The sequence below is a fragment of the Herbaspirillum sp. alder98 genome, assembly GCF_020179755.1.
Taxonomy (GTDB): Bacteria; Pseudomonadota; Gammaproteobacteria; order Burkholderiales; family Burkholderiaceae_D; genus Herbaspirillum.
The window spans coordinates 16,308-37,409 of record NZ_JAIUCY010000014.1 but is presented as its reverse complement, the minus strand read 5'-3'; the positions used below and the strand labels follow the sequence as shown (position 1 = coordinate 37,409).

The window sequence follows — 21,102 nt, the reverse complement described above, 5'->3', positions numbered from 1 at the left end:
AGCAACACGGTTTGTGCTGCTTTTCTATCTAACTCCTTCTGGCCACCATGGTTCGAAGTCATTGAGGTCGGTCCCATGAGGTGCGTACCATTTTTTCTTTGTTGCATCCCACCGAGCCCCTTTCGATTTCGCTTTATCTTTGTCGGCGAACGGGACGTTTAGATACATTGCGGCCTTGCTATCGCCCAATGCCACGGCTTTAACGGCTGCCGGCTCGTTTCTCTTCTGTTTAGTCGAGGCTGCGGGGCTGTTGCTGGCGTTGAAATCACTCATTGGGGCTTCACCCAGCTCTAGCGTGGTCCCATCAGCGAGTGTTTCAGTCACGAAAACACCTTTGTCTGTCTTAACGAAGGTTTTGTAAGGTGGGTCAAACGGCGGATCATTTTGCATGGTCGGGGAGGTGCAGAGTAATTTAGGCTCAAGTGTACACAAGGGCATGCTGATGACCTACCCCCAGGAATTAGCTACATCCGGCTGTACGTCAATAAACAAAAAACCCGCTGTCTCCAAAGAGAACAACGGGTTTTCGAAATGTCCTTGTAGACTTCAAAGGACTGATATTTTGGTGGAGGCGGCGGGAATCGAACCCGCGTCCGCAAGCACTCTACAGACAGTTCTACATACTTAGCGCTGCCATTTGTTTTAACCCCAACGACGCGGACGCGCACGCTTCGTTACGGCGAGTCACCTTAGATTTAACCCCGAACCAAGTGACCCGGCCCGGAGCGATTCCTTGTAAATGACTCTACTGCTGTTTTACCAGCCTACCCCAAGGAAGAAGTAGTGTAGAGCAAACGGGGATTAAGCCGCTTGTGCGTACGAGTTATCGTTAGCAGTTATTACTTGTCTGATTGGATTTACGAGGTAGTCAGGCCTCGGTATGCCCTGCGCTGCTTTGCAACCCACGTCGAAACCAAGTCGCCCCCGCAGAAAGTGGATTATATCTCATTGTATGGGCGAACACGCAGACATCAAGGCCGCGTGTTGCCAAACCAATGGGGCGATCTCACTGAATGTTGAGGTCGACCCGGCTGGTCGGCTCCTTGGCCGGGATGCCGTCGGCGTTGAGCTTGGGCGCGATCAGGAAGATCCGAGCCGGTGGGATCACGCTCTGCTCCTGCAGGTAGCCCCGGATCTGGTCGGCGCGGCGCTGGGCCAGGTTGCGCAAATCATCTGCGGTGACCTCGGTGTTGTCGATAATCAACTTGTGCATCTCTTCGGCCGGCAACGACTTGGTCAGGCCCACCACATTGCGCGGCTTCTTGAACTTGCCTTCCTTGTACACCCGCTCCAGATATTGCGCCCGCTCGGCCGCGCTGATCTGCACCGGACCCGACGGTTGTCCTTCTTCTTCAATCAGGTCGCGACGCTTGAAGCCGCGCATCTGGCGATTCAGGGCTTCTTCGCGCAGGCCCGGATCATCCACCTTGGGATCGACCCGCCCGGTGATGTCGAGCTTGATGCCGGGACGCTCGTTGAGCGCATAGCCCAGGGCATCGAGCTTCTTGCGGATCTCCGGGGTGATCTCGGAGGAGCCCGGCTCGAATTCGATATAACGCAGTTCGCCAATGCCTTCCGAGCTGTTGAACATCGAGCCGATCAGCGCAAACGGCGACGTCACCGCCTTGACGATCAGGTTGACGAACACCCGCATGATGATGCCGCCCACCGAAAACTCGGGGTCCGACAATGAGCCCGAAATCGGCAGGTTGAGATTGATGTTGCCGTCGCGGTCCTTGAGCAACGATACCGCCAGCATCACCGGCAACTTGGTGGCCTCGGGGCTGTCGACCCGCTCGCCAAAAGTTAATTGTTCGATGCGGACATCGTTCTCGGCGACCAGCTTGTCGTTCTCGATCTTGTACTGCACATCCATCGACAACTTGCCCTTGGTGATCGCATACCCGGCGTACTTGGCGGAGTAGGGCGTCAGGCGTGGCAGCTGCACGCCGTTGGCGCTGGCCTTGATGTCGAGGAACATCGGCTTGAACAAGGGATTGAGCGTGCCGGAAATCTGCAGCGGGGCATCGTCGTCGACCTTGCCGGTGATGTTGACCGGCGCCGGTTGCGGCTTGTCCGATGAGATCGCGCCAATGGTGCCGGCCAGGCCGGTCATGTTGGCGGTGTAGTTGGGTTTGACGAAGTTGTCGGTGTAGTTGATGTTGCCCCCGGCCAGCTTGATCTGGCCGACGCGAATCTGCGCCGCGTCTGCGCTGGGCGCGCTGGTCACGGGCGCCGCCGAGGTGGTGGTGTTGCGCGTGGTGCTGGCGCCCTTGCCGCTGTCTTTATCGCTGCTCTTGCTGGCGTCGGTGATCGAACCCTGTGCGCCGGCATCGGCGACCAGGATGTCCTGCAGGTTCAGGCGGCCCTTGTCCGAGAGGATGGCGCGGGCATAGAAATTGGAGAGGTTGACCTGCTCCAGCGATACCTGGGGGCGCCCGCCCAGGCGCGCCTGGATGCCGTTCAATTCAAGCGTGCGCCAGCGCAGGAAGTCGGTGGCGCTGAGCTTGTCCTGCATGCGCAGGTTGCCGATCGTGGCGTTGCCGTTATAACTGAGCGCGAAACGCTGCTGGTTCACCGGCGGGGTCAGCGCCAGCTTGCCGCGGGCGCTCAGCAAACCGCTATTGAGCGTGACATTGAGCACGTTCGAAAAGTAACCCTGGAATGGCGCTATCGGCAGGTTCTGGCCATCCAGGTCGAGATCGATGCTCTTGAGCCCGGCTGCCGCCTGGCCCGTCACGGATAACTTGCCGCTCTTGTCGAACTGGGCCTGCAAACTAAGCCTGGTCGGCGCGTCGAGCTGGCTCGACAGGTTTTGCACCTGCAGATTGATGCCATGGATCTGTAATTGCGATTTAGCACCCGCGCTGGCATCGGCAAAATCGATTCGGCTGTCGACGACGCTGAAGGTGCCCAGGCGTGCTTGCCATTGCGGGGCGGCCGCGCGCTTGCTGCTGTTGTTACCATTGCTGCCGTTGCCGGCGACCGGCGCAGGCGTTGCGCTTACCGCAGGCGCCACGCTGTCGTTGGTCGCTTGCAGGCGTTGCAGGTTGAAGTTGCCGTCGTCCTCGCGGCGGATATTGCCCGCCAACCCGGTAATGCGCACCGCCTCGGCGTCAGCCCGGCGCGCCGCCAGATCGAGCGAGGCCTTCTGCAAGGCGATGGATTTGACCGTGATGGCCTGGTTGCCCTTGTCCGTCGGTTGCAGCTTCAATTGTTCCAGTGTTAGTCCCAGGTCACTCACTTTCAATGCGCCCTGCGCAAACTGCACGCCCGCCGCGCCCGACAGCTTGCCCGATGCCTTGGCGGCCAGCGCGCCATTGAGGTAGGCCTGGTAGCCCGCCAGTTCGATGCCTTCGAGCGTGGCGCGGCCCTCCAGGTTGCTGCTCAGCGCATTGAGCTTGCCTTCGAAACCCAGGCGGCCCTGGCCGTTCTCGACGGCGCTCAGTTTCAGTGTCGCCGGTGCGGCATTGGCGGCGGTCGACAACTGGGCGGCATCGATGTCGATCTTGCTGAGTTTGATGTCTTGCGCGGGCTTGGCGTTGGCTTCGTCACGCCAGTTGATCTGGCCCTCACGCACCAGCAACTGGCGCACGACGATGGCGCGCTCCGGTGTGTCGGCGGCGGGTTTGGCGGCGGCACTGTCGCTGTTCGCCGCGGCGGGAGGGCGCTTGCCGGGGGGCTGCGCCAGCGCGGCTAACCAATTGATCTGGCCACGTGCGTTCATGGCGGCCCACACCTGGGGCTGGTCGAGGCGCAGTTCGCTGATCTCGCCGCTGGCGTTGAGTACGTCGAACTGGTTCAAGCGTGCCGACAAGCGCTGGGCCTTCAGTAGTTGCGTCTGCTCACGGCTTTGCAGCGATACGTCATCGAGCACGATGTCGCCCGACAGCGCCACCTTCGGCTTGCCCTCGGCGCGGTTGAAGGACAGGTCGAGCTTGGTCGACAGCTTGGCGCTGGCCAGTTTGAGCGGCAGTTCCGTGGGAACGAATGGAAGGTAGCTAACGATGTCGAGCTGGTCGACATCGATGGCAAAGGACGATTCCTGCGAACTGATGAATGGCTTGCTGCGGCCCTTCAGGTGAAACGGGGTGCCGTTGACGGTGGCCGACAATTGCGGTTGCACGAAGCTGTCGATGCTGCCGCCCAGGTTGGAGATGAACGGCAGGCCCAGTTGCAGCGTGGCGATATCGATCTGCTTGCCGGTGACCTTGTCGTCGAAGCGGATGCGGCCACCATCCAGTTGCACGTTGGCCAGCGAGAAGTGGGCTTCGCCTTCGCTCTTGGGCAATGCGGCGATGCGATCGAGAATGTCGGAAAAGTTATAGTGGCCGGCGCCGTTGGCGTCGATGCGCACGACGTGGAGGTCGGGCTTGCTCAGGCGCAGTTCATCCAGCACCGGCGCCAGGCGAAATAACGATGCCGAGGACGCATTGACCAGCAGGCTTTGCGCGGTGAAGAAGGGGGTCTTGCCGTCGGCTTCGAAGAGCGTGATGTCGGCGGCGGTCAGCGCCAGGCGAAACGGATTGAAGCTGACGTCGCCGATGGTCAACTTGCGCCCGATCTTTTCTTCGGTCTGGGCGCTGGCGATCTTCTTCACATACGAGGGCAACGCCAGCCAGCTGACCAGCGCCAATACCAGCAGCGCCAGCACTGCCCAGGCCAGCCAGCGTAACGGGCGGCGCAGTCGCTGCCATGGCCATTGTCTGAATTTAGCTGCGAGGTGCGCCTGGCTCATGCTGGATTCCCTTTTCTTGTTGCCGCGCATCGAATGGACGATGCAGTTAGTTCGGATGACGACCACTGCGTGGCGTCATCCCAAGGGCATCATTCTAATGCGAGGTTGCAGAATCCGGCAGGTCGGTTCAGTCGAGCAGCGTGAGCAGGTCCAGCGGTGCGTGCAGCAGGGCGTCGGCATTCCAGGCGGCCGGCTCGGTATGGCCGCAATAACCCCAGGCCGCAGCGATGGTCGGCATGCCGGCGGCACGACCGGCCTGGATGTCGCGCAGGTCGTCGCCGACATACCAGCAATCCTCGGGCGCCAGTTGCAGCCGGCTGGCTGCTTCCAGCAGCGGCGCGGGGTGCGGCTTGGCGTGCGGGGTGGTGTCGCCGCAGACGATGCAGCCGCTGTGGCCGAGGCCGATGCTGGGCACCAGCGGTTCGGTAAAGCGAGTGGCTTTGTTGGTCACGATGCCCCAGGCCAGGCCGCGCGCTTCAAGTTGGGACAGCAATTCGGGCACGCCATCGAACAGGCTGCTATGCACCGTCATGTTGGCGGCGTAGCGGTCGAGAAAGCGTACGCGCAGGTCTTCGTACTGGTCGTCGCCGGGATGGATGTCGAGCGCGGCGCCGATCAGGCCACGGGCGCCGGCCGAGGCGACCGGACGCAATGTGTCGTAGGGCGCAGGCGGCAGGCCGCGTTCGGCGCGCAGGAAGTTGGCGGCAGCGGCCAGGTCGGGGGCGGTGTCGGCGAGGGTGCCGTCAAGGTCGAACAGGATCGCACGCGGCGCTCGGAGTGGCATGGTCGATGAAGTGGGAAGTGAAAGGGGCAAATCGAAAAACGGATGCCGCACAGGCGGCATCCGGCGATGCATCGCTGACGGTTATTCCAGCGGCCGGGTACAGGCCACCAGATAATTGACGTCGGTGTCGCTGTTGAGCGAATAGATCTGGGTGAGCGGGTTGTAGCTCATGCCCTTGAAGCCATCGATGTCGAGTTCGGCCTGGCGAATATAGTGCGCCAACTCGGCCGGCGTGATGAACTTGGCGTAGTCGTGCGTGCCCTTGGGCAGCAGGCGTAACAGGTATTCGGCGCCGAGGATGGCAAACAGGTAGGACTTGGGATTGCGGTTCAGCGTCGAGAAGAACACCTTGCCACCCGGTTTGACCAGCGTGGCGCAGGCGCGCACGATCGACGCCGGGTCGGGTACGTGCTCGAGCATCTCCATGCAGGTGACGATATCGAACTGGCCCGCTTCGCGCGCGGCCATGTCTTCGGCGGCGATCTTTTCGTAACGCACCTGCACGCCGGATTCCATGCTGTGCAGGTCGGCCACCTTCAACGCTTTTTCGGACAGGTCGATGCCGGTCACGTCGGCGCCCTTGGCCGCCATCGATTCGGCCAGGATGCCGCCGCCGCAACCGATGTCGATCACACGGCGCCCGGCCAGCGGGGCGCGCGCGTTGATCCATTCGAGGCGCAACGGATTGATTTCGTGCAAGGGACGGAATTCGGAACTGGGGTCCCACCAGCGATGGGCCAGTTCACTGAATTTCTGGATTTCCTGAGGATCTGCATTGGTAGTCATGCTGCCAATGATAGCCGAAACCGCGCAAAACGTTGGGATGCTGAAAATCAAATGGTCATAAAAAAACCCCGCCGAAGCGGGGTTTTCACAGAGCCTTGCAGCGTAAAACCGATTACTTGCGGGTACCCACAACTTCGATTTCAACGCGACGGTTCTTAGCGCGGCCAGCTGCAGTCTTGTTGTCTGCAACAGGTTGCGACTTGCCCTTGCCTTCAGTGTAGACGCGGTTGGCTTCAACACCCTTCGAGACCAGATAGGCCTTGACGGATTCAGCGCGACGGACCGACAGCTTCTGGTTGTAAGCAACGGAACCGACCGAGTCAGTGTGACCGACGGCGATGATGACTTCCAGGTTGATGGCCTTCAGGTTACCGACCAGTTCGTCCAGCTTCGACTTGCCAGCTGGCTTCAGAGTAGCCTTGTCGAAATCGAAGAATGCGTCAGCAGCGTAGGTGACTTTTTCCGATGTCGGAGCAGCAGCCACTGGAGCTGGTGCAGGTGCCGGAGGAGCGGCGGCGGCCACTGCCGGTGCAGGCGGCTCTTCGCATGGGCCGTTTACATAGGCGGTTTGCCAGCACAGACCGTAACCGCTGCGGGTTACAACGTCGCGACCATCTTGCAGATACAGGCTGCCTGGACGGACTTTGATGTCCTTATTTTCCTGAGCGGTGGCAGTCAGTGCGATGGCTGCGGACGCAGCAGCGAAGACGAGTTTTGCTAATTTGTTCATGTTTCTCCTCTCGGGTGAGATATCCGCAGATAAACTGCGCTACAAGATTACGACATCAAAAATGAATAATATCATGTGTTTAGATCCTCGCAGGACCCCTTCTATAGGGGGCTTGCGATGAACTTAGTCGCCATTCTGCCACACGGATTGCCCTTGAGCGATGCTTGCCAATTGGTCCAGTCGACGTTTTTGGGACTGTGTTGTTTCTGCGCAACGAGATTTTTGGCGGCCGTTTTCGTTCCTTTGAAGCCTGAAAAAAGCTGGTTTTGGCAAGAAAATCCTTATTTTTCATGCAGTTCGCTCGATCCTGGTCGACTGCTCGCATTTGGTGCGGCGTCCGCCTGGCGATTTTCGGGTGGCTCAGGCACCTCCCGATAGCGCCGCGCCGAAAAAGCTGCTTGCTCCGTTATTGCCTGGAAAAGCGCTGCAGCATCGTTGGCCGCGCGGCGGTGTTTCCCGGGTGGAATTTTTCGGGCGGCCCAACTGCTTATATATATAGGTGGTTCGCGCATAGCGGGTGGTGGCGCCCCGAACGCGGTTCGACGCCACTCCCGAGGCGGGCGGCGAGCGCCTGCGAGGCTCGGATTGGGCCTGCGGCGTGCTAGAATACGCTGTTCAGAATACGCCATGGGCCAGGCCCGCTCGATTGCAGATTTTGCAGTCGGGAAACATCTTTCGACTCTCCAATGGATCAATTCGCTAAAGAAACCATCCCCATTTCCCTCGAAGAAGAGATGCGCAAGAGTTACCTCGATTACGCCATGAGCGTAATTGTGGGGCGGGCATTGCCGGATGTGCGCGACGGCCTCAAGCCGGTGCACCGCCGCGTGCTGTTCGCCATGCACGAGATGAACAACGTCTGGAACCGGCCGTTCGTCAAATGTGCTCGCGTGGTCGGTGAAGTCATGGGTAAGTATCACCCGCACGGTGATGCGTCGATCTACGACACGCTGGTGCGCATGGCGCAAGACTTCTCGCTGCGCTACACGCTGGTCGACGGCCAGGGCAACTTCGGTTCGATCGACGGCGACGGTGCTGCGGCGATGCGTTATACCGAGTGCCGCCTGGACAAGATCGCCAACGAGCTGCTGGCCGATATCGAAAAGGAAACCGTCGATTTCGTCCCCAACTACGACGGCAAAGAGAAAGAGCCATCGGTCCTGCCGACGCGCATCCCGAACCTGCTGGTCAATGGTTCGTCGGGTATTGCCGTGGGTATGGCCACCAACATCCCGCCGCACAACATCACCGAGGTGATCAATGCGGCGTTGCACCTGCTGTCCAACGAGCAGTGCACCATCGATGAACTCATCGAGATGATCCCGGCGCCGGACTTCCCGACCGGCGGCATCATCTATGGCGTCAGCGGCGTGCGCGATGGCTATCGCACCGGCCGTGGCCGCGTGATCATGCGCGCCAAGACCCACTTCGAAGAGTTCGGTCGCGAAGGCCGCACCGCCATCATCGTTGATGAGCTGCCGTACCAGGTCAACAAGAAGGCCTTGCTCGAGCGGATCGCCGAGCTGGTGCGCGACAAGAAGCTCGAAGGCATTTCCGACATGCGCGACGAGTCCGACAAGTCGGGCATGCGGGTGGTGATCGAGCTCAAGCGGGGCGAAGTCCCCGAGGTCGTGCTCAACAACCTCTACAAGCAGACCCAGCTGCAAGACACCTTCGGCATGAACATGGTGGCGCTGGTCGACGGCCAGCCGCGCCTGCTGAACCTGAAGCAGTTGCTCGACTGCTTCCTGTCGCACCGTCGCGAAGTGGTCACGCGCCGTACCGTGTTCGAATTGCGCAAGGCGCGCGAGCGCGGCCACGTGCTCGAAGGCCTGGCCGTGGCGCTGGCCAATATCGATGACTTCATCGCCATCATCCGCGCCGCACCGACGCCGCCGGTGGCCAAGTCCGAACTGATGGCGCGTGCCTGGGATTCGTCCACGGTGCGCGAGATGCTGGCGCGTACCGGCGAGAGCAGTGCCGGTGGTATCGAGGCGTTCCGTCCCGAAAACCTGCCTAGCCACTACGGTATCCAGTCCGACGGCCTGTACAAGCTGTCCGACGAGCAGGCCCAGGAAATCCTGCAGATGCGTCTGCAACGCCTGACCGGCCTGGAGCAGGACAAGATCGTCAACGAGTACAAGGATGTGATGGCGCAGATCGCCGACCTGCTGGATATCCTGTCCAAGCCGGCCCGCGTGACCATCATCATCACCGACGAACTCAATGCCGCCAAGAACGAATACGGTATCGGCAACAAGGACGAGCGTCGTTCCAGCATCGAACTCAACGCCACCGACCTCGGCACCGAAGACCTGATCACGCCGCAAGACATGGTGGTGACCTTGTCGCACACCGGTTACATGAAGTCGCAGCCGGTCTCCGAATACCGTGCGCAAAAGCGCGGCGGACGCGGCAAGCAGGCCATGGCGACCAAGGACGACGACTGGATCGACCAGCTCTTCATCGCCAATACGCACGACTACATCCTGTGCTTCTCCAACCGTGGCCGCCTGTACTGGCTCAAGGTGTGGGAAGTGCCGCAGGGTTCGCGCAATTCGCGCGGCAAGCCTATCGTCAACATGTTCCCGCTGCAGGATGGCGAGAAGATCACCGTGGTGCTGCCGCTGTCGGGCGTCAATCGCACCTTCCCCGACGACCGTTACGTGTTCATGGCCACCAGCCTGGGCACCGTCAAGAAGACGCCGCTGTCCGACTTCAGCAATCCACGCAAGGCCGGCATCATCGCGGTCGACCTGGACGATGGCGACTTCCTGATCGGCGCGGCGCTGACCGATGGCGCACATGACGTGATGCTGTTCTCCGACTCCGGCAAGGCAGTGCGCTTCGACGAGAACGACGTGCGTCCGATGGGCCGTACCGCACGCGGTGTGCGCGGCATGAACCTGGACGAAACGCAGCAGGTGATCGCGCTGCTGGTGGCAGAAAACGAGCAGCAGTCGGTGCTCACGGCCACCGAAAACGGCTTCGGCAAGCGCACGCCGATCACCGAGTACACGCGTCATGGTCGCGGCACCAAGGGCATGATCGCGATCCAGACCAGCGAACGCAACGGCAAGGTGGTGGCCGCCACGCTGGTCGAGCCGCGTGACGAGATCATGCTCATCACCACCGGTGGCGTGCTGATTCGCACCCGCGTGGCCGAGATCCGCGAAATGGGCCGCGCGACCCAGGGTGTGACCCTGATTGCGGTCGAAGACGGCACCAAGCTGTCGGGCCTGCAACGGGTGATGGAATCCGACGTCGAGGATGAGCGTCTGGATGAAGTCGATGGCACTGACGGTGCCGAGGGCGCAGCCAGTGGCGAAGCGGCCGGCAGCACCCCAGCCGCCGACGAGTGACCCCTTGAACGCAAGGCGGCGCACCGGGTCCGGTCGCCGCCTTTTTTGATTGTGATCTGAGTCATGGTTTACAACTTTTCCGCAGGTCCCGCGGTATTGCCCCGCGAAGTGCTGCAACAGGCAGCAGACGAGATGCTGGACTGGCACGGCAGTGGCATGTCGGTGATGGAAATGAGTCACCGCGGTCGCGAATACATGTCCATCATCGAGGCCGCGCTGGCCGATGTGCGCGAGCTGTTTGCGATTCCGTCGAACTACAAGGTGCTGTTCCTGCAGGGCGGCGCCATTGCCGAGAACGCCATCATCCCGATGAACCTGGCTGCCTTGCGCTCGCCAGCGGGCAAGCGCGAAGCGGGCGTGGCCGACTACATCGATACCGGCTCGTGGTCGACCAAGTCGATCAAGGAAGCGGCGCGCTATTGCCGCGTCAACGTGGCTGCATCGTCGGCGCCGCAGAAATTTGCCGCCATTCCGCCGCGCGCCGAGTGGAAGCTGTCCAGCGATGCGGCCTATGTCCACATCTGCACCAACGAGACCATCGACGGCGTCGAATACCAGTTCATCCCCGATGTGACGGCCGACACCAACGGCGCGCCGCTGGTGGCCGACATGTCGTCGCATATCCTGTCGCGGGAAGTGGACGTGTCGAAATACGGCGTGATCTACGGTGGCGCCCAGAAGAACATCGGCCCGGCCGGCCTGACCTTGGTGATCGTGCGCGAAGACCTGCTGGGTCATGCTCTGCCGTTCTGCCCGTCGGCCTTCGACTGGAAGATCGTGGCCGACAACGATTCGATGTACAACACGCCGCCGACCTACGCGATCTATATCGCCGGGCTGGTGTTCCAGTGGTTGAAGCGCCAGGGCGGCGTGGCCGCCATGGAACAACGCAACATCGCCAAGGCCAACCTGCTGTACGGCTACCTGGACAGCACCGAGTTCTACAGCAACCGGATTGCCCACGATTGCCGCTCGCGCATGAACGTGCCGTTCTTCCTGCGCGACGAATCACTGAATGACTCCTTCCTCGCCAGCGCCAAGGAGCGCGGGCTGCTGCAGCTGAAAGGCCACAAGTCGGTCGGCGGCATGCGTGCATCGATCTACAACGCGATGCCCATCGAGGGCGTACAGGCCCTGGTCGACTACCTCAGGGACTTCGAAGCAAAACACGGCTGAAGCACGGGCGGCGACAGCCGACCCGCACCAGAAAGAGCAAGATGAGTGACGACAAGTTGTTGCCGCTGCGCCAGAAGATCGATTCCATCGATGCGCAGCTTCTCGACCTGCTCAACCAGCGCGCCCGCGTCGCGCAGGAAGTGGGTCATGTCAAGGCCGAGACCAATGCGCCGGTATTTCGCCCGGAGCGTGAAGCGCAGGTGCTGCGCCGCGCCGCCGAGCGCAATCCCGGGCCGCTGCTGGGCACCGACATCCAGACCATTTTCCGTGAGGTGATGTCGGCCTGTCGCGCGCTGGAGAAGCGGGTGGTGGTGGCCTATCTCGGGCCGGCCGGCACCTTCAGCGAACAGGCGGTGTACCAGCAGTTCGGCCATGCCATCGAAGGCCTGCCCTGTGCCTCGATCGATGAAGTGTTCCGCGATGCCGAGGCCGGCACGGCCGATTTCGGCGTGGTGCCGATCGAGAATTCCAGCGAAGGCGTGATCAACCGCACGCTCGACCTGCTGTTGCAGACGACCCTGACCATCAGTGGCGAGGTGTCGATTCCGGTGCATCACAGCCTGATGACGCGCGACGGTGCGATGACCGGCGTCACCCGCATCTGCGCGCATTCGCAGGCGCTGGCGCAATGCAATGCCTGGCTCAACCAGAACTATCCCGGCATCGAGCGCCAGGCCGTGGCGTCGAACGCCGAAGCGGCGCGCATGGCCAGCGAAGACCCGAGCGTGGCGGCCATCGCCGGCGCCATCGCCGGGCAGAAGTACAACCTGCAAACCGTCAACGCCCATATCCAGGACGATCCGCACAATCGCACCCGTTTCGCGGTGATCGGGCGCCTGCGTACCGCGCCGTCGGGGCGTGACCAGACCTCGATCGTGCTGTCGGTGCCCAACAAGGCCGGCGCCGTCCACAGCCTGCTGGCGCCGCTGGCCACGCATGGCGTGTCGATGAGTCGTTTCGAGTCGCGTCCGGCGCGCATGGGGGCGTGGGAATACTACTTCTACGTCGACCTCGAAGGTCACGAACAAGACCCGAAGGTGGCCCTGGCGCTGGCCGAACTGAAGCAGAACGCAGCCTTCTTCAAGTTGCTCGGCTCCTATCCGCTGGGCCTGTAATCGCAGGGCCTGTAACTGCACCGGCGCGCCGCCCATCGGCGGCGCTGCTTTACCTGTCGAATTGAAAGCGCATCATGTCCAAACAACTCGCTCCCGCATACGTACGCGCCATCGCACCCTATCAGGCTGGCAAGCCGATCTCTGAAGTGGCGCGTGAATTCGGGCTGGACGAGGCGGCCATCGTCAAGCTGGCCTCCAACGAAAATCCGCTTGGCATGCCCGAATCGGCCAAGCTGGCCATGCAACAGGCCGTGGCCGAACTCGGTCGCTATCCGGACGCCAACGGTTTCGAGCTCAAGGCTGCCATCAGCGCCAAGTACGACGTGCCGCAGAGCTGGGTCACGCTGGGCAATGGCAGCAACGACATCCTCGAGATCGCCGCGCACGCCTTCGTGCAGGCCGGGCAGTCGGTGGTGTATGCGCAGTACGGTTTCCTGGTGTACGCGCTGGCGACCCAGGCCGTCGGCGCGCGTGCCATCGAAGTGCCGGCCAGGGATTTCGGTCACGACCTCGACGCCATGGCCGCGGCCATCGACGCCGATACGCGCCTGGTGTACCTGGCCAATCCCAACAACCCGACCGGCACCTTCGTGACGGCGGCGCAGCTCGAGGCATTCCTGGCGAAGGTCCCGGCAGACGTTGTGGTGGTGCTGGACGAAGCCTATAACGAATACCTGGCGGCGGAGCACCAGTACGAATCGACCGCCTGGGTGCGCAAGTATCCCAACCTGGTCGTGTCGCGCACCATGTCGAAGGCCTATGGCCTGGCCGGCTTGCGGGTCGGGTTTGCGATTGCGCAGCCCGAAGTGACCGATCTGATGAACCGCATCCGCCAGCCGTTCAACGTCAACTCGCTGGCGCAGGCAGCGGCCATCGCCGCGCTCAATGACCAGGCGTTTCTGGCCCGTAGCGCCGACGTCAATCGCGCCGGCTACGCGCAGCTGACGGCGGCCTTCGATGCGCTCGGCCTGCGCTTTGTGCCCTCGTTCGGCAACTTCGTGCTGGTGCAGGTGGGTGAGGATGACGGCGCTGGTGCCCGGGTCAACCTGGCGCTGCTCAAGCAGGGCATCATCGTGCGGCCGGTGGCCAACTACGGCCTGCCGCAATGGCTGCGCGTGTCGATCGGCCTGCCGGAAGAAAATGCCGCCTTCATCGGCGCCCTGAAAACCGTTCTTGCCTGAGTCTGCCGTGTTCAAGAAAGTCGTCATTTTCGGTGTCGGTCTGATCGGTGGCTCCTTTGCGCTGGGCTTGCGCGGCGCGGGCGTCGCCGCGCACATCGTCGGCGTCGGCCGCTCGGCCGACAGCCTGGCGCGGGCGCAGGCGCTGGGCATCATCGATGAAGTCGCCACTGATCCGGCCCTGGCCGTGCAGGGCGCCGACCTGGTCCTGCTGGCCGCGCCCGTGGCGCAGACCGAATCCATACTCGCCTCCATCGCGCCTTACCTGGCGGACGATGCCATCGTGACCGACGCCGGCAGCACTAAATCCGATGTAGTGGCGGCGGCCCGCAGTGCGCTGGGCGCGCGGGTCGCGTGTTTCGTGCCGGCCCATCCGATTGCCGGTGGCGAACGTCACGGCCCCGAGGCGGCGCTGGCCGACCTGTACCGGGGCAAGAAGGTGGTGATTACCGCCTTGCCCGAAAATGCGACCGCCGACATCGAGCGGGTAGCGGCCGCATGGCGTCATTGCGGGGCCGTGATCCATCACCTGTCGCCGCAGGAGCACGATGCCGTGTTTGCCTCGGTCAGCCATCTGCCCCATGTGCTGGCGTTTGCCCTGGTCGACGATATCGCCAGCAAGCCCCATGCGGCCACGCTGTTTCAGTATGCGGCCAGCGGTTTTCGCGATTTCACCCGGATTGCCGGTTCGTCGCCCGAGATGTGGCGCGACATTACCCTGGCCAACCGCGATGCCCTGTTGACCGAGGTCGACGCCTATCTGGTGCAGTTGAGCGCCATGCGCGAGTTGATCGCCGTCGGCGATGGCGCCGCGCTGACCGACATCTATGCCAATGCCCAGCGCGCGCGCCTGCAGTGGGCGGCCACCATCGAGGCTGCCGAGCGCAAGCCATCCTGAGGCGCAGCCGTCTACGTCTACAATGCACAAGGCGCCAGATCGCTGGCGCCGAACCCCCAACCCCTTTGCCTATGCCGATGAAACAGCCATCCTATCCCCGTCATCTTGATCTCGCGCCGGTGCCGCACATGCAGGGCGCAGTCAAGCTCCCGGGTTCCAAGAGCATTTCCAACCGGATCCTGCTGCTGGCTGCGCTGGCCGGCGGCACCACTCGCATCTTCGAATTGCTGGCATCCGACGATACCCTGGTGATGCTGATGGCGTTGCAGCAACTGGGCGTCAAATGGGAGCAGATCGAAGGCACCCAGGATTACATCGTGCACGGCGTCAACGGCGTCTTGCCGGTGCACCAGGCCGATTTGTTCATGGGCAACGCCGGCACTGCCATCCGTCCGCTGACGGCGGCGCTGGCCGTGCTGGGTGGCGACTACACCCTGCATGGCGTGCCGCGCATGCACGAGCGCCCGATCGGCGACCTGGTCGATGCCCTCAATGCGGTCGGCATGCATATCGACTACACCGGCAATCCGGGGTATCCACCGCTTCATATTCGCCGTGGCGCGCTCAATTCGCATCGCATGAAGGTGCGCGGCAACGTGTCGAGCCAGTTCCTGACGGCGCTGCTGATGGCCGCGCCGCTGATGGCGCGCGACGAGCCGATGCATATCGAAGTGGTGGGAGAACTGATCTCCAAGCCCTATATCGAGATCACGCTGAACCTGATGCGCCGTTTCGGCATCGAGGTCGAACGCCAGGGATGGCAGCAATTCACCGTGCAGCCCGGCCAGCATTACCGCAGCCCCGGCAGCATCCACGTCGAGGGCGATGCGTCGTCGGCTTCCTATTTCCTGGCCGCTGGCGCGATTGCCGGTGGTCCGGTGCGGGTCGAAGGCGTGGGGCGCGACAGCATCCAGGGCGACGTGCGCTTCGTCGAGGCGCTGCAGCAGATGGGCGCCACCATCACGATGGGCGAGAACTGGATCGAAGCCAGCGCCAACGGCCCGCTCAAGGCCATCGATGCCGACTTCAATCATATCCCCGACGCCGCCATGACCATTGCGGTGGCGGCCTTGTACGCCGACGGCCCCAGCACCTTGCGCAATATCGGCAGCTGGCGCGTCAAGGAAACCGACCGCCTGTCGGCCATGGCGACAGAACTGCGCAAGCTGGGCGCGCAGGTGGAAGAGGGCGCTGATTACCTCACGGTGACGCCGCCGGCCGAGATCGCCAGCGCCACCATCGACACCTATGACGACCACCGCATGGCGATGTGTTTCTCGCTGGCGTCGCTGGACGGCGCGTTGCGCCGTGGCAACCGCATCCGTATCAACGATCCCAAGTGCGTGGCGAAGACCTTCCCCGATTACTTCGAGGTATTCAAAAAGATTGCCGAGCAGACTTTGATCTGATATTGATCACTGACGGCGAGGGGTAACTCGCCGATTATCTGTTTATATCTTTTAGAACGACGATAGTTTTCATGGACAAGCCAAAGACTCCGGTCATCACGATCGATGGCCCGACTGCCTCAGGCAAGGGCACCGTAGCGCAGCGGGTTGCTTCCACGCTGGGTTTTCACTACCTGGACTCGGGCGCACTGTATCGCCTGACGGCGCTATCGGCGCTGCGGCGCGACGTCGCGCTCAACGACGAGCACGCCCTGGCCAAGACCGCCGAGCACCTGCATTGCCATTTTGACGGCGCCCACATCTTCCTGGCCAATGAAGACGTGACCCAGGCAATCCGCGCCGAAGAGGTCGGCAATACCGCCTCGAAGATTGCTGCCTTGATAACGGTCCGCCAGGCCCTGTACAGCCTGCAGTTGTCGTTTCGCAAGCCGCCCGGTCTGGTAGCCGATGGCCGCGACATGGGTACGGTGATCTTTCCGACCGCCCGACTCAAGGTGTTTTTGACCGCAAGTGTGGAAGCGCGCGCATCGAGAAGATATAAGCAATTGATTGACAAGGGTTTTTCTGCTAATATTACCGACCTTTCGAGGGATTTGAGGGAGCGTGATGAGCGCGATATGAGTCGCTCGTCGGCTCCGTTGAAGCCCGCCGAAGGCGCCTATCATCTGGATACTTCCGAATTGACCGTCGAACAGGCGGTGCAGCAGGTGCTCAGCTGGTATGCCGCTTCAGGGCATTGATAGCGTGTGATGCGCTGCATGCCTGGCGGACGAGGCGAACGAATTTGTCGTGCAGGTTGTATGCAATGTTGAAATAAATGCAATAAAAGTATTAAACGTATCAAGCGTAATAAACGCAACAAACGCAAGTAAGCAGTCCAGCAGTACGTGCCCGAAGGATGCAAAGTCCCAAGGGCGTTGATAAACCTAACCCAGTATCCATGTCGCCGGCATTTGAGCGGGTGGCAGTGCAAGTCAAGACGATTGCATCGACAGATATTGGCCAATCTATCTTTTCATTTATGTCCACAACTACCGTTTTCGCTGCAGGCGTTGATACTGCCAGCGAGTTTGCTGCTCTGTTTGAAGAATCGCTGTCACGTCAGGACATGCGTTCTGGTGAAGTCATCTCCGCTGAAGTCGTCCGTCTCGACCACAATTTCGTGATCGTCAACGCCGGCCTGAAGTCGGAAGCCTTCATTCCTGTTGAAGAATTCAAGAACGACAATGGCGAAGTTGAAGTCCAGGTTGGCGACTTCATCTCGGTCGCTATCGAATCGCTGGAAAACGGCTTCGGCGACACCATCCTGTCGCGCGACAAGGCCAAGCGTCTGGCATCGTGGCTCTCGCTGGAAAAGGCGATGGAGTCCGGCGAGATCGTTACCGGTACTGTCAATGGCAAGGTCAAGGGCGGCCTGACTGTCCTGACCAACGGCATCCGTGCCTTCCTGCCGGGTTCGCTGGTCGACACCCGTCCGGTCAAGGACACTACCCCGTTCGAAGGCAAGACCCTGGAATTCAAGGTCATCAAGCTGGACCGCAAGCGCAACAACGTGGTGCTGTCGCGCCGCGCAGTGATCGAAGCCTCGATGGGCGAAGAGCGCGCCAAGCTGATGGAAACCCTGAAGGAAGGTACCGTCGTTACCGGTATCGTCAAGAACATCACCGACTACGGTGCGTTCGTCGACCTGGGTGGCATCGATGGCCTGCTGCACATCACCGACCTGGCATGGCGTCGTGTGCGTCACCCGTCGGAAGTGCTGTCGGTTGGCCAAGAAATCACCGCCAAGGTCCTCAAGTACGATCAAGAAAAGAACCGTGTCTCGCTGGGCGTCAAGCAACTGGGCGACGATCCATGGACTGGCCTGTCGCGTCGTTACCCACAAGGTACCCGCCTGTTCGGCAAGGTCACCAACCTGACCGACTACGGTGCATTCGTTGAAGTCGAGCAAGGCATCGAAGGCCTGGTGCACGTCTCCGAAATGGACTGGACCAACAAGAACGTGGCGCCGAACAAGGTTGTCCAGCTGGGCGACGAAGTCGAAGTCATGGTTCTGGAAATCGACGAAGAGCGTCGTCGTATCAGCCTGGGCATGAAGCAGTGCAAGCCGAACCCATGGGACGACTTCGCAATGAGCCACAAGAAGGGCGACAAGGTCCGCGGTTCGATCAAGTCGATCACCGACTTCGGCGTGTTCATCGGCCTGTCGGGCAACATCGACGGTCTGGTGCACCTGTCCGACCTGTCCTGGACCGAAGCTGGCGAAGAAGCCGTGCGCAAGTTCAAGAAGGGCGACGAACTGGAAGCCGTGGTCCTGGCCATCGACGTCGAGCGCGAACGCGTTTCGCTGGGCGTGAAGCAACTGGAAGGCGACCCGTTCAACAACTTCGCCGCCCTGAACGACAAGGGTGCGTTGGTGACCGGTACTGTCAAGTCGGTTGAAGCCAAGGGCGCAGTGATCGCGCTGAACGAAGAAGTCGAAGGCTACCTGCGTGCATCCGAAATCTCCCGCGATCGCGTGGAAGATGCCGGTACCCACCTGAAGGTCGGCGACAGCGTCGAAGCCCTGGTCATCAACATCGACCGCAAGGCTCGCAGCATCCAGCTGTCGATCAAGGCAAAGGACAACGCCGAGACTCAGGAAGCCATGCAAAAGATGTCGTCTGACTCCAGCGCAGCTTCCGGTACCACCAGCTTGGGCGCCCTGTTGAAGGCCAAGCTCGACAACAAGAACTGATTGTCCGGGCCACGATGACAAAGTCGGAGCTGATCGCCCGTCTGGCTGAGCGTTATCCGCAACTGGTAGCCAAGGATGCGGATTACGCGGTCAAAACCATACTCGATGCGATGGTCGATGCCTTATCGACCGGCCAGCGTATCGAGATCCGTGGTTTTGGCAGCTTTGCGCTCAACCGCCGCCCGCCGCGTATCGGTCGTAACCCCAAGTCCGGCGACAAGGTGATGGTGCCCGAAAAACGGGTGCCGCACTTCAAGCCCGGCAAGGAGTTGCGCGAGCGCGTGGACGCGATGGTCGGACAGCCAATCCGCGAGGATTGACCGACATGTCGTCGACCAGGTAATCCTGTTGTTGCAGCACTGCCGTTCAGTTGGCGCCAGGCATCGCGTGATGCCATGTAAAGACTGATCGGCAACATGAACGGCCTGGTAAAGGGCCGCTCAGAAATGAACGGCATCTTTGGATGCCGTTTTTTTTCACGTACAATTTCGCAAGACCCGTCGCCGTAACCCGCCACCGCCGCGTCGCGCTTTGTGCAAAGTGCACTGCCCCGCGTGTTGAAAGGACGGTACGATGGCTCGCTTCACCCATTTTCGACCAGTCAAAAAAGGATAGTCGCCATGAAAATAATCTCCAGATTGATCGCGGTCATCCTGTTCGTCGGCTTTTTCTTCTTTGCCTTGCGCAATACCCAGGAAGTGACGCTGCATTTCTTCCTCGGCTATGAACGCACCGATCCGCTGGTGCTGGTGCTGCTGGCCTTCTTCGTGGTCGGCGCGGTGCTGGGCGTACTGGCGATGACGCCCATCATGTTCCGCCATCGGCGCGAAGCCGCACGTCTCAAGAAAGCCCTGGCGCAAATCCACAAGCAGCAGGAAGCGATCGCCCAGGCCCAGGTTCAACCACCGTTGCCCGACAGCGTGATCACCGCGCAGCACATTCTCTAATTGAAACGTCTCTTGTATGGAATTTGAATTCTGGTGGTTGCTCGGCATTCCGGTCTTCTTCGGGCTGGGCTGGATTGCTGCGCGGGTTGATATCAACCAGCTGTTGTCCGAGTCGCGCACGCTGCCGCGCGGCTATTTCAAGGGCTTGAATTTCCTGCTCAACGAACAGCCCGACAAGGCCATCGACGCCTTCATCGAAATCGTCAAGCTCGACCCGGAAACGGTCGACCTGCATTTTGCGCTGGGTAACCTGTTCCGCCGTCGCGGCGAGACCGAGCGCGCCATCCGGGTTCACCAGAACCTGCTGGCCCGGCCCGACCTGCCGGCCGAGCATCATGGCCAGGCGCTCTACGAACTGGGCCAGGATTATCTGAAGGCCGGCTTGCTGGATCGTGCCGAAGAAACCTTCAACAAGCTCATCGATACCCAATACAGCGCCCAGGCCGGGCGCGCCCTGCTCGAGATCTACCAGCGCGAGAAGGAGTGGACACGCGCCATTTCGGCCGCCGAGATCCTGCAATCGACGGGCGCTGGCGGCCGCCAGCGCGAAATCGCCCAGTTCCACTGTGAACTGGCCGCCGATGAGCTGGTGCGCACCAACACCGACGCCGCCATTGCCTTGCTCGACCGCGCCCTGGCGGCAGACCGCAAGAGCGTGCGCGCCACCATGCTGATGGGCGACGCGCTGCGCGCCCGGGGCGATGTCGAAGGCGCCCTCGAGACCTGGCGCCGGGTCGAGCACCAGAGCGTGCCGCATACGGCGCTGGTGGCGCAGCGCCTGATGGATGGCTACCTGGCCGTGGGCCGTCCCCAGGAAGGCATCAACCTGTTGCGTGCCTACCTGGCCGAAGCGCCTTCGATCGATCTGCTGGAGGTGGTCTTCAAGGCGGTGCTCGATGCCGATGGTGTCGAGGCCGCCAACGGGCTGGTCAGCGAAGAACTGCGACGCACGCCCACGCTGCTGGCGCTGGACAAGTTCCTGGAAGCCCGCATGATGACCGCGCCGCTCAATGTGCGGCCCGAGCTGTCGGTGGTCAAGACGCTGGTGCATGGCTATACGCAGAAGCTGGCCCGTTACCAGTGCAGCCACTGCGGTTTCAAGGCGCGCCAGTTCTATTGGCAGTGTCCGGGCTGCAGCCGCTGGGAGACCTATCCGCCACGCCGTACCGAAGAACTCAATGTAATGATCTGATGGATGCGCGACCGGCCTGGCAAGTCGTCAGCCTGGCCGCGCGACATTCA

16 protein-coding genes and 1 other RNA gene are annotated in these 21,102 nt (G+C 61.5%); 11 read left to right on the top strand and 6 right to left on the bottom strand.

Features of this window, described 5'->3' with window-relative positions:
• Nucleotides 1–24: 24 nt before the first annotated feature.
• The 6 genes from LBW87_RS22165 to ompA form a co-directional block, all read right to left on the bottom strand.
• Nucleotides 25–390: a DUF5710 domain-containing protein gene (locus LBW87_RS22165; RefSeq protein ID WP_225203647.1), complete on the bottom strand. Its 366-nt coding sequence runs from the start codon at nucleotides 388–390 to the stop codon at nucleotides 25–27.
• Between the two features lie 173 nt (nucleotides 391–563).
• Nucleotides 564–926: a transfer-messenger RNA gene (gene ssrA, locus LBW87_RS22160) on the bottom strand.
• Between the two features lie 80 nt (nucleotides 927–1,006).
• Nucleotides 1,007–4,738, bottom strand: a complete 3,732-nt coding sequence (locus LBW87_RS22155) for a DUF748 domain-containing protein (RefSeq protein ID WP_225203646.1) — start codon at nucleotides 4,736–4,738, stop codon at nucleotides 1,007–1,009.
• Nucleotides 4,739–4,865: 127 nt separating this feature from the next.
• Nucleotides 4,866–5,522 (bottom strand): phosphoglycolate phosphatase, encoded by a 657-nt coding sequence (gene gph / locus LBW87_RS22150; protein ID WP_225203645.1) that lies wholly within the window; start codon nucleotides 5,520–5,522, stop codon nucleotides 4,866–4,868.
• Between the two features lie 81 nt (nucleotides 5,523–5,603).
• Nucleotides 5,604–6,308, bottom strand: coding sequence for a bifunctional 2-polyprenyl-6-hydroxyphenol methylase/3-demethylubiquinol 3-O-methyltransferase UbiG (gene ubiG / locus LBW87_RS22145; RefSeq protein WP_225203644.1), 705 nt, complete (start codon nucleotides 6,306–6,308; stop codon nucleotides 5,604–5,606).
• A 112-nt stretch (nucleotides 6,309–6,420) separates the two neighbouring features.
• Entirely contained in the window at nucleotides 6,421–7,038 is a 618-nt protein-coding gene (gene ompA, locus LBW87_RS22140; RefSeq protein WP_225203643.1) for an outer membrane protein OmpA, read from the bottom strand.
• A gap of 686 nt (nucleotides 7,039–7,724) precedes the next feature.
• Between ompA and gyrA the strand changes: the two genes are divergently transcribed.
• The 11 genes from gyrA to lapB all read left to right on the top strand — a co-directional run bounded on the left by gyrA (nucleotide 7,725) and on the right by lapB (nucleotide 21,052).
• Nucleotides 7,725–10,400, top strand: a complete 2,676-nt coding sequence (gyrA, locus tag LBW87_RS22135; protein ID WP_225203642.1) for a DNA gyrase subunit A — start codon at nucleotides 7,725–7,727, stop codon at nucleotides 10,398–10,400.
• A 63-nt stretch (nucleotides 10,401–10,463) separates the two neighbouring features.
• Nucleotides 10,464–11,576, top strand: a complete 1,113-nt coding sequence (gene serC, locus LBW87_RS22130; RefSeq protein ID WP_225203641.1) for a 3-phosphoserine/phosphohydroxythreonine transaminase — start codon at nucleotides 10,464–10,466, stop codon at nucleotides 11,574–11,576.
• A gap of 41 nt (nucleotides 11,577–11,617) precedes the next feature.
• Nucleotides 11,618–12,691 (top strand): prephenate dehydratase, encoded by a 1,074-nt coding sequence (gene pheA / locus LBW87_RS22125; RefSeq protein ID WP_225203640.1) that lies wholly within the window; start codon nucleotides 11,618–11,620, stop codon nucleotides 12,689–12,691.
• Nucleotides 12,692–12,765: 74 nt separating this feature from the next.
• Nucleotides 12,766–13,872 (top strand): histidinol-phosphate transaminase, encoded by a 1,107-nt coding sequence (gene hisC, locus LBW87_RS22120; RefSeq protein WP_225203639.1) that lies wholly within the window; start codon nucleotides 12,766–12,768, stop codon nucleotides 13,870–13,872.
• A gap of 7 nt (nucleotides 13,873–13,879) precedes the next feature.
• Complete coding sequence (locus LBW87_RS22115) at nucleotides 13,880–14,767, top strand: prephenate dehydrogenase (RefSeq protein WP_225203638.1); 888 nt, start codon at nucleotides 13,880–13,882, stop codon at nucleotides 14,765–14,767.
• Between the two features lie 77 nt (nucleotides 14,768–14,844).
• On the top strand, nucleotides 14,845–16,176 hold the full coding sequence (gene aroA, locus LBW87_RS22110) for a 3-phosphoshikimate 1-carboxyvinyltransferase (RefSeq protein WP_225203637.1): 1,332 nt from the start codon (nucleotides 14,845–14,847) through the stop codon (nucleotides 16,174–16,176).
• A 71-nt stretch (nucleotides 16,177–16,247) separates the two neighbouring features.
• Nucleotides 16,248–16,916 carry a (d)CMP kinase gene (gene cmk, locus LBW87_RS22105; RefSeq protein ID WP_225203636.1) on the top strand — a complete coding sequence of 223 codons (669 nt, stop codon included), beginning with the start codon at nucleotides 16,248–16,250 and terminating at the stop codon, nucleotides 16,914–16,916.
• Nucleotides 16,917–17,197: 281 nt separating this feature from the next.
• Nucleotides 17,198–18,913 carry a 30S ribosomal protein S1 gene (gene rpsA / locus LBW87_RS22100; RefSeq protein ID WP_081496433.1) on the top strand — a complete coding sequence of 572 codons (1,716 nt, stop codon included), beginning with the start codon at nucleotides 17,198–17,200 and terminating at the stop codon, nucleotides 18,911–18,913.
• A gap of 14 nt (nucleotides 18,914–18,927) precedes the next feature.
• Nucleotides 18,928–19,233, top strand: coding sequence for an integration host factor subunit beta (locus LBW87_RS22095; protein ID WP_008114399.1), 306 nt, complete (start codon nucleotides 18,928–18,930; stop codon nucleotides 19,231–19,233).
• Nucleotides 19,234–19,533: 300 nt separating this feature from the next.
• A complete protein-coding gene (locus tag LBW87_RS22090; protein WP_225203635.1) occupies nucleotides 19,534–19,860 on the top strand; it encodes a lipopolysaccharide assembly LapA domain-containing protein in 327 nt (108 codons plus the stop codon).
• Nucleotides 19,861–19,876: 16 nt separating this feature from the next.
• Nucleotides 19,877–21,052 carry a lipopolysaccharide assembly protein LapB gene (gene lapB / locus LBW87_RS22085; RefSeq protein ID WP_225203634.1) on the top strand — a complete coding sequence of 392 codons (1,176 nt, stop codon included), beginning with the start codon at nucleotides 19,877–19,879 and terminating at the stop codon, nucleotides 21,050–21,052.
• The last annotated feature ends 50 nt before the right edge of the window (nucleotides 21,053–21,102 follow it).

What these genes read in the sequence shown, in the direction of transcription:
- ompA (WP_225203643.1), bottom strand. Translation starts at nt 7,038, where the DNA reads ATGAACAAATTAGCAAAACTCGTCTTCGCTGCTGCGTCCGCAGCCATC.
- hisC (WP_225203639.1), top strand. Translation starts at nt 12,766, where the DNA reads ATGTCCAAACAACTCGCTCCCGCATACGTACGCGCCATCGCACCCTAT.
- gyrA (WP_225203642.1), top strand. Translation starts at nt 7,725, where the DNA reads ATGGATCAATTCGCTAAAGAAACCATCCCCATTTCCCTCGAAGAAGAG.
- LBW87_RS22155 (WP_225203646.1), bottom strand. Translation starts at nt 4,738, where the DNA reads ATGAGCCAGGCGCACCTCGCAGCTAAATTCAGACAATGGCCATGGCAG.
- LBW87_RS22090 (WP_225203635.1), top strand. Translation starts at nt 19,534, where the DNA reads ATGAAAATAATCTCCAGATTGATCGCGGTCATCCTGTTCGTCGGCTTT.
- serC (WP_225203641.1), top strand. Translation starts at nt 10,464, where the DNA reads ATGGTTTACAACTTTTCCGCAGGTCCCGCGGTATTGCCCCGCGAAGTG.
- lapB (WP_225203634.1), top strand. Translation starts at nt 19,877, where the DNA reads ATGGAATTTGAATTCTGGTGGTTGCTCGGCATTCCGGTCTTCTTCGGG.
- cmk (WP_225203636.1), top strand. Translation starts at nt 16,248, where the DNA reads ATGGACAAGCCAAAGACTCCGGTCATCACGATCGATGGCCCGACTGCC.
- gph (WP_225203645.1), bottom strand. Translation starts at nt 5,522, where the DNA reads ATGCCACTCCGAGCGCCGCGTGCGATCCTGTTCGACCTTGACGGCACC.
- ubiG (WP_225203644.1), bottom strand. Translation starts at nt 6,308, where the DNA reads ATGACTACCAATGCAGATCCTCAGGAAATCCAGAAATTCAGTGAACTG.
- LBW87_RS22165 (WP_225203647.1), bottom strand. Translation starts at nt 390, where the DNA reads ATGCAAAATGATCCGCCGTTTGACCCACCTTACAAAACCTTCGTTAAG.
- LBW87_RS22095 (WP_008114399.1), top strand. Translation starts at nt 18,928, where the DNA reads ATGACAAAGTCGGAGCTGATCGCCCGTCTGGCTGAGCGTTATCCGCAA.
- rpsA (WP_081496433.1), top strand. Translation starts at nt 17,198, where the DNA reads ATGTCCACAACTACCGTTTTCGCTGCAGGCGTTGATACTGCCAGCGAG.
- pheA (WP_225203640.1), top strand. Translation starts at nt 11,618, where the DNA reads ATGAGTGACGACAAGTTGTTGCCGCTGCGCCAGAAGATCGATTCCATC.
- aroA (WP_225203637.1), top strand. Translation starts at nt 14,845, where the DNA reads ATGAAACAGCCATCCTATCCCCGTCATCTTGATCTCGCGCCGGTGCCG.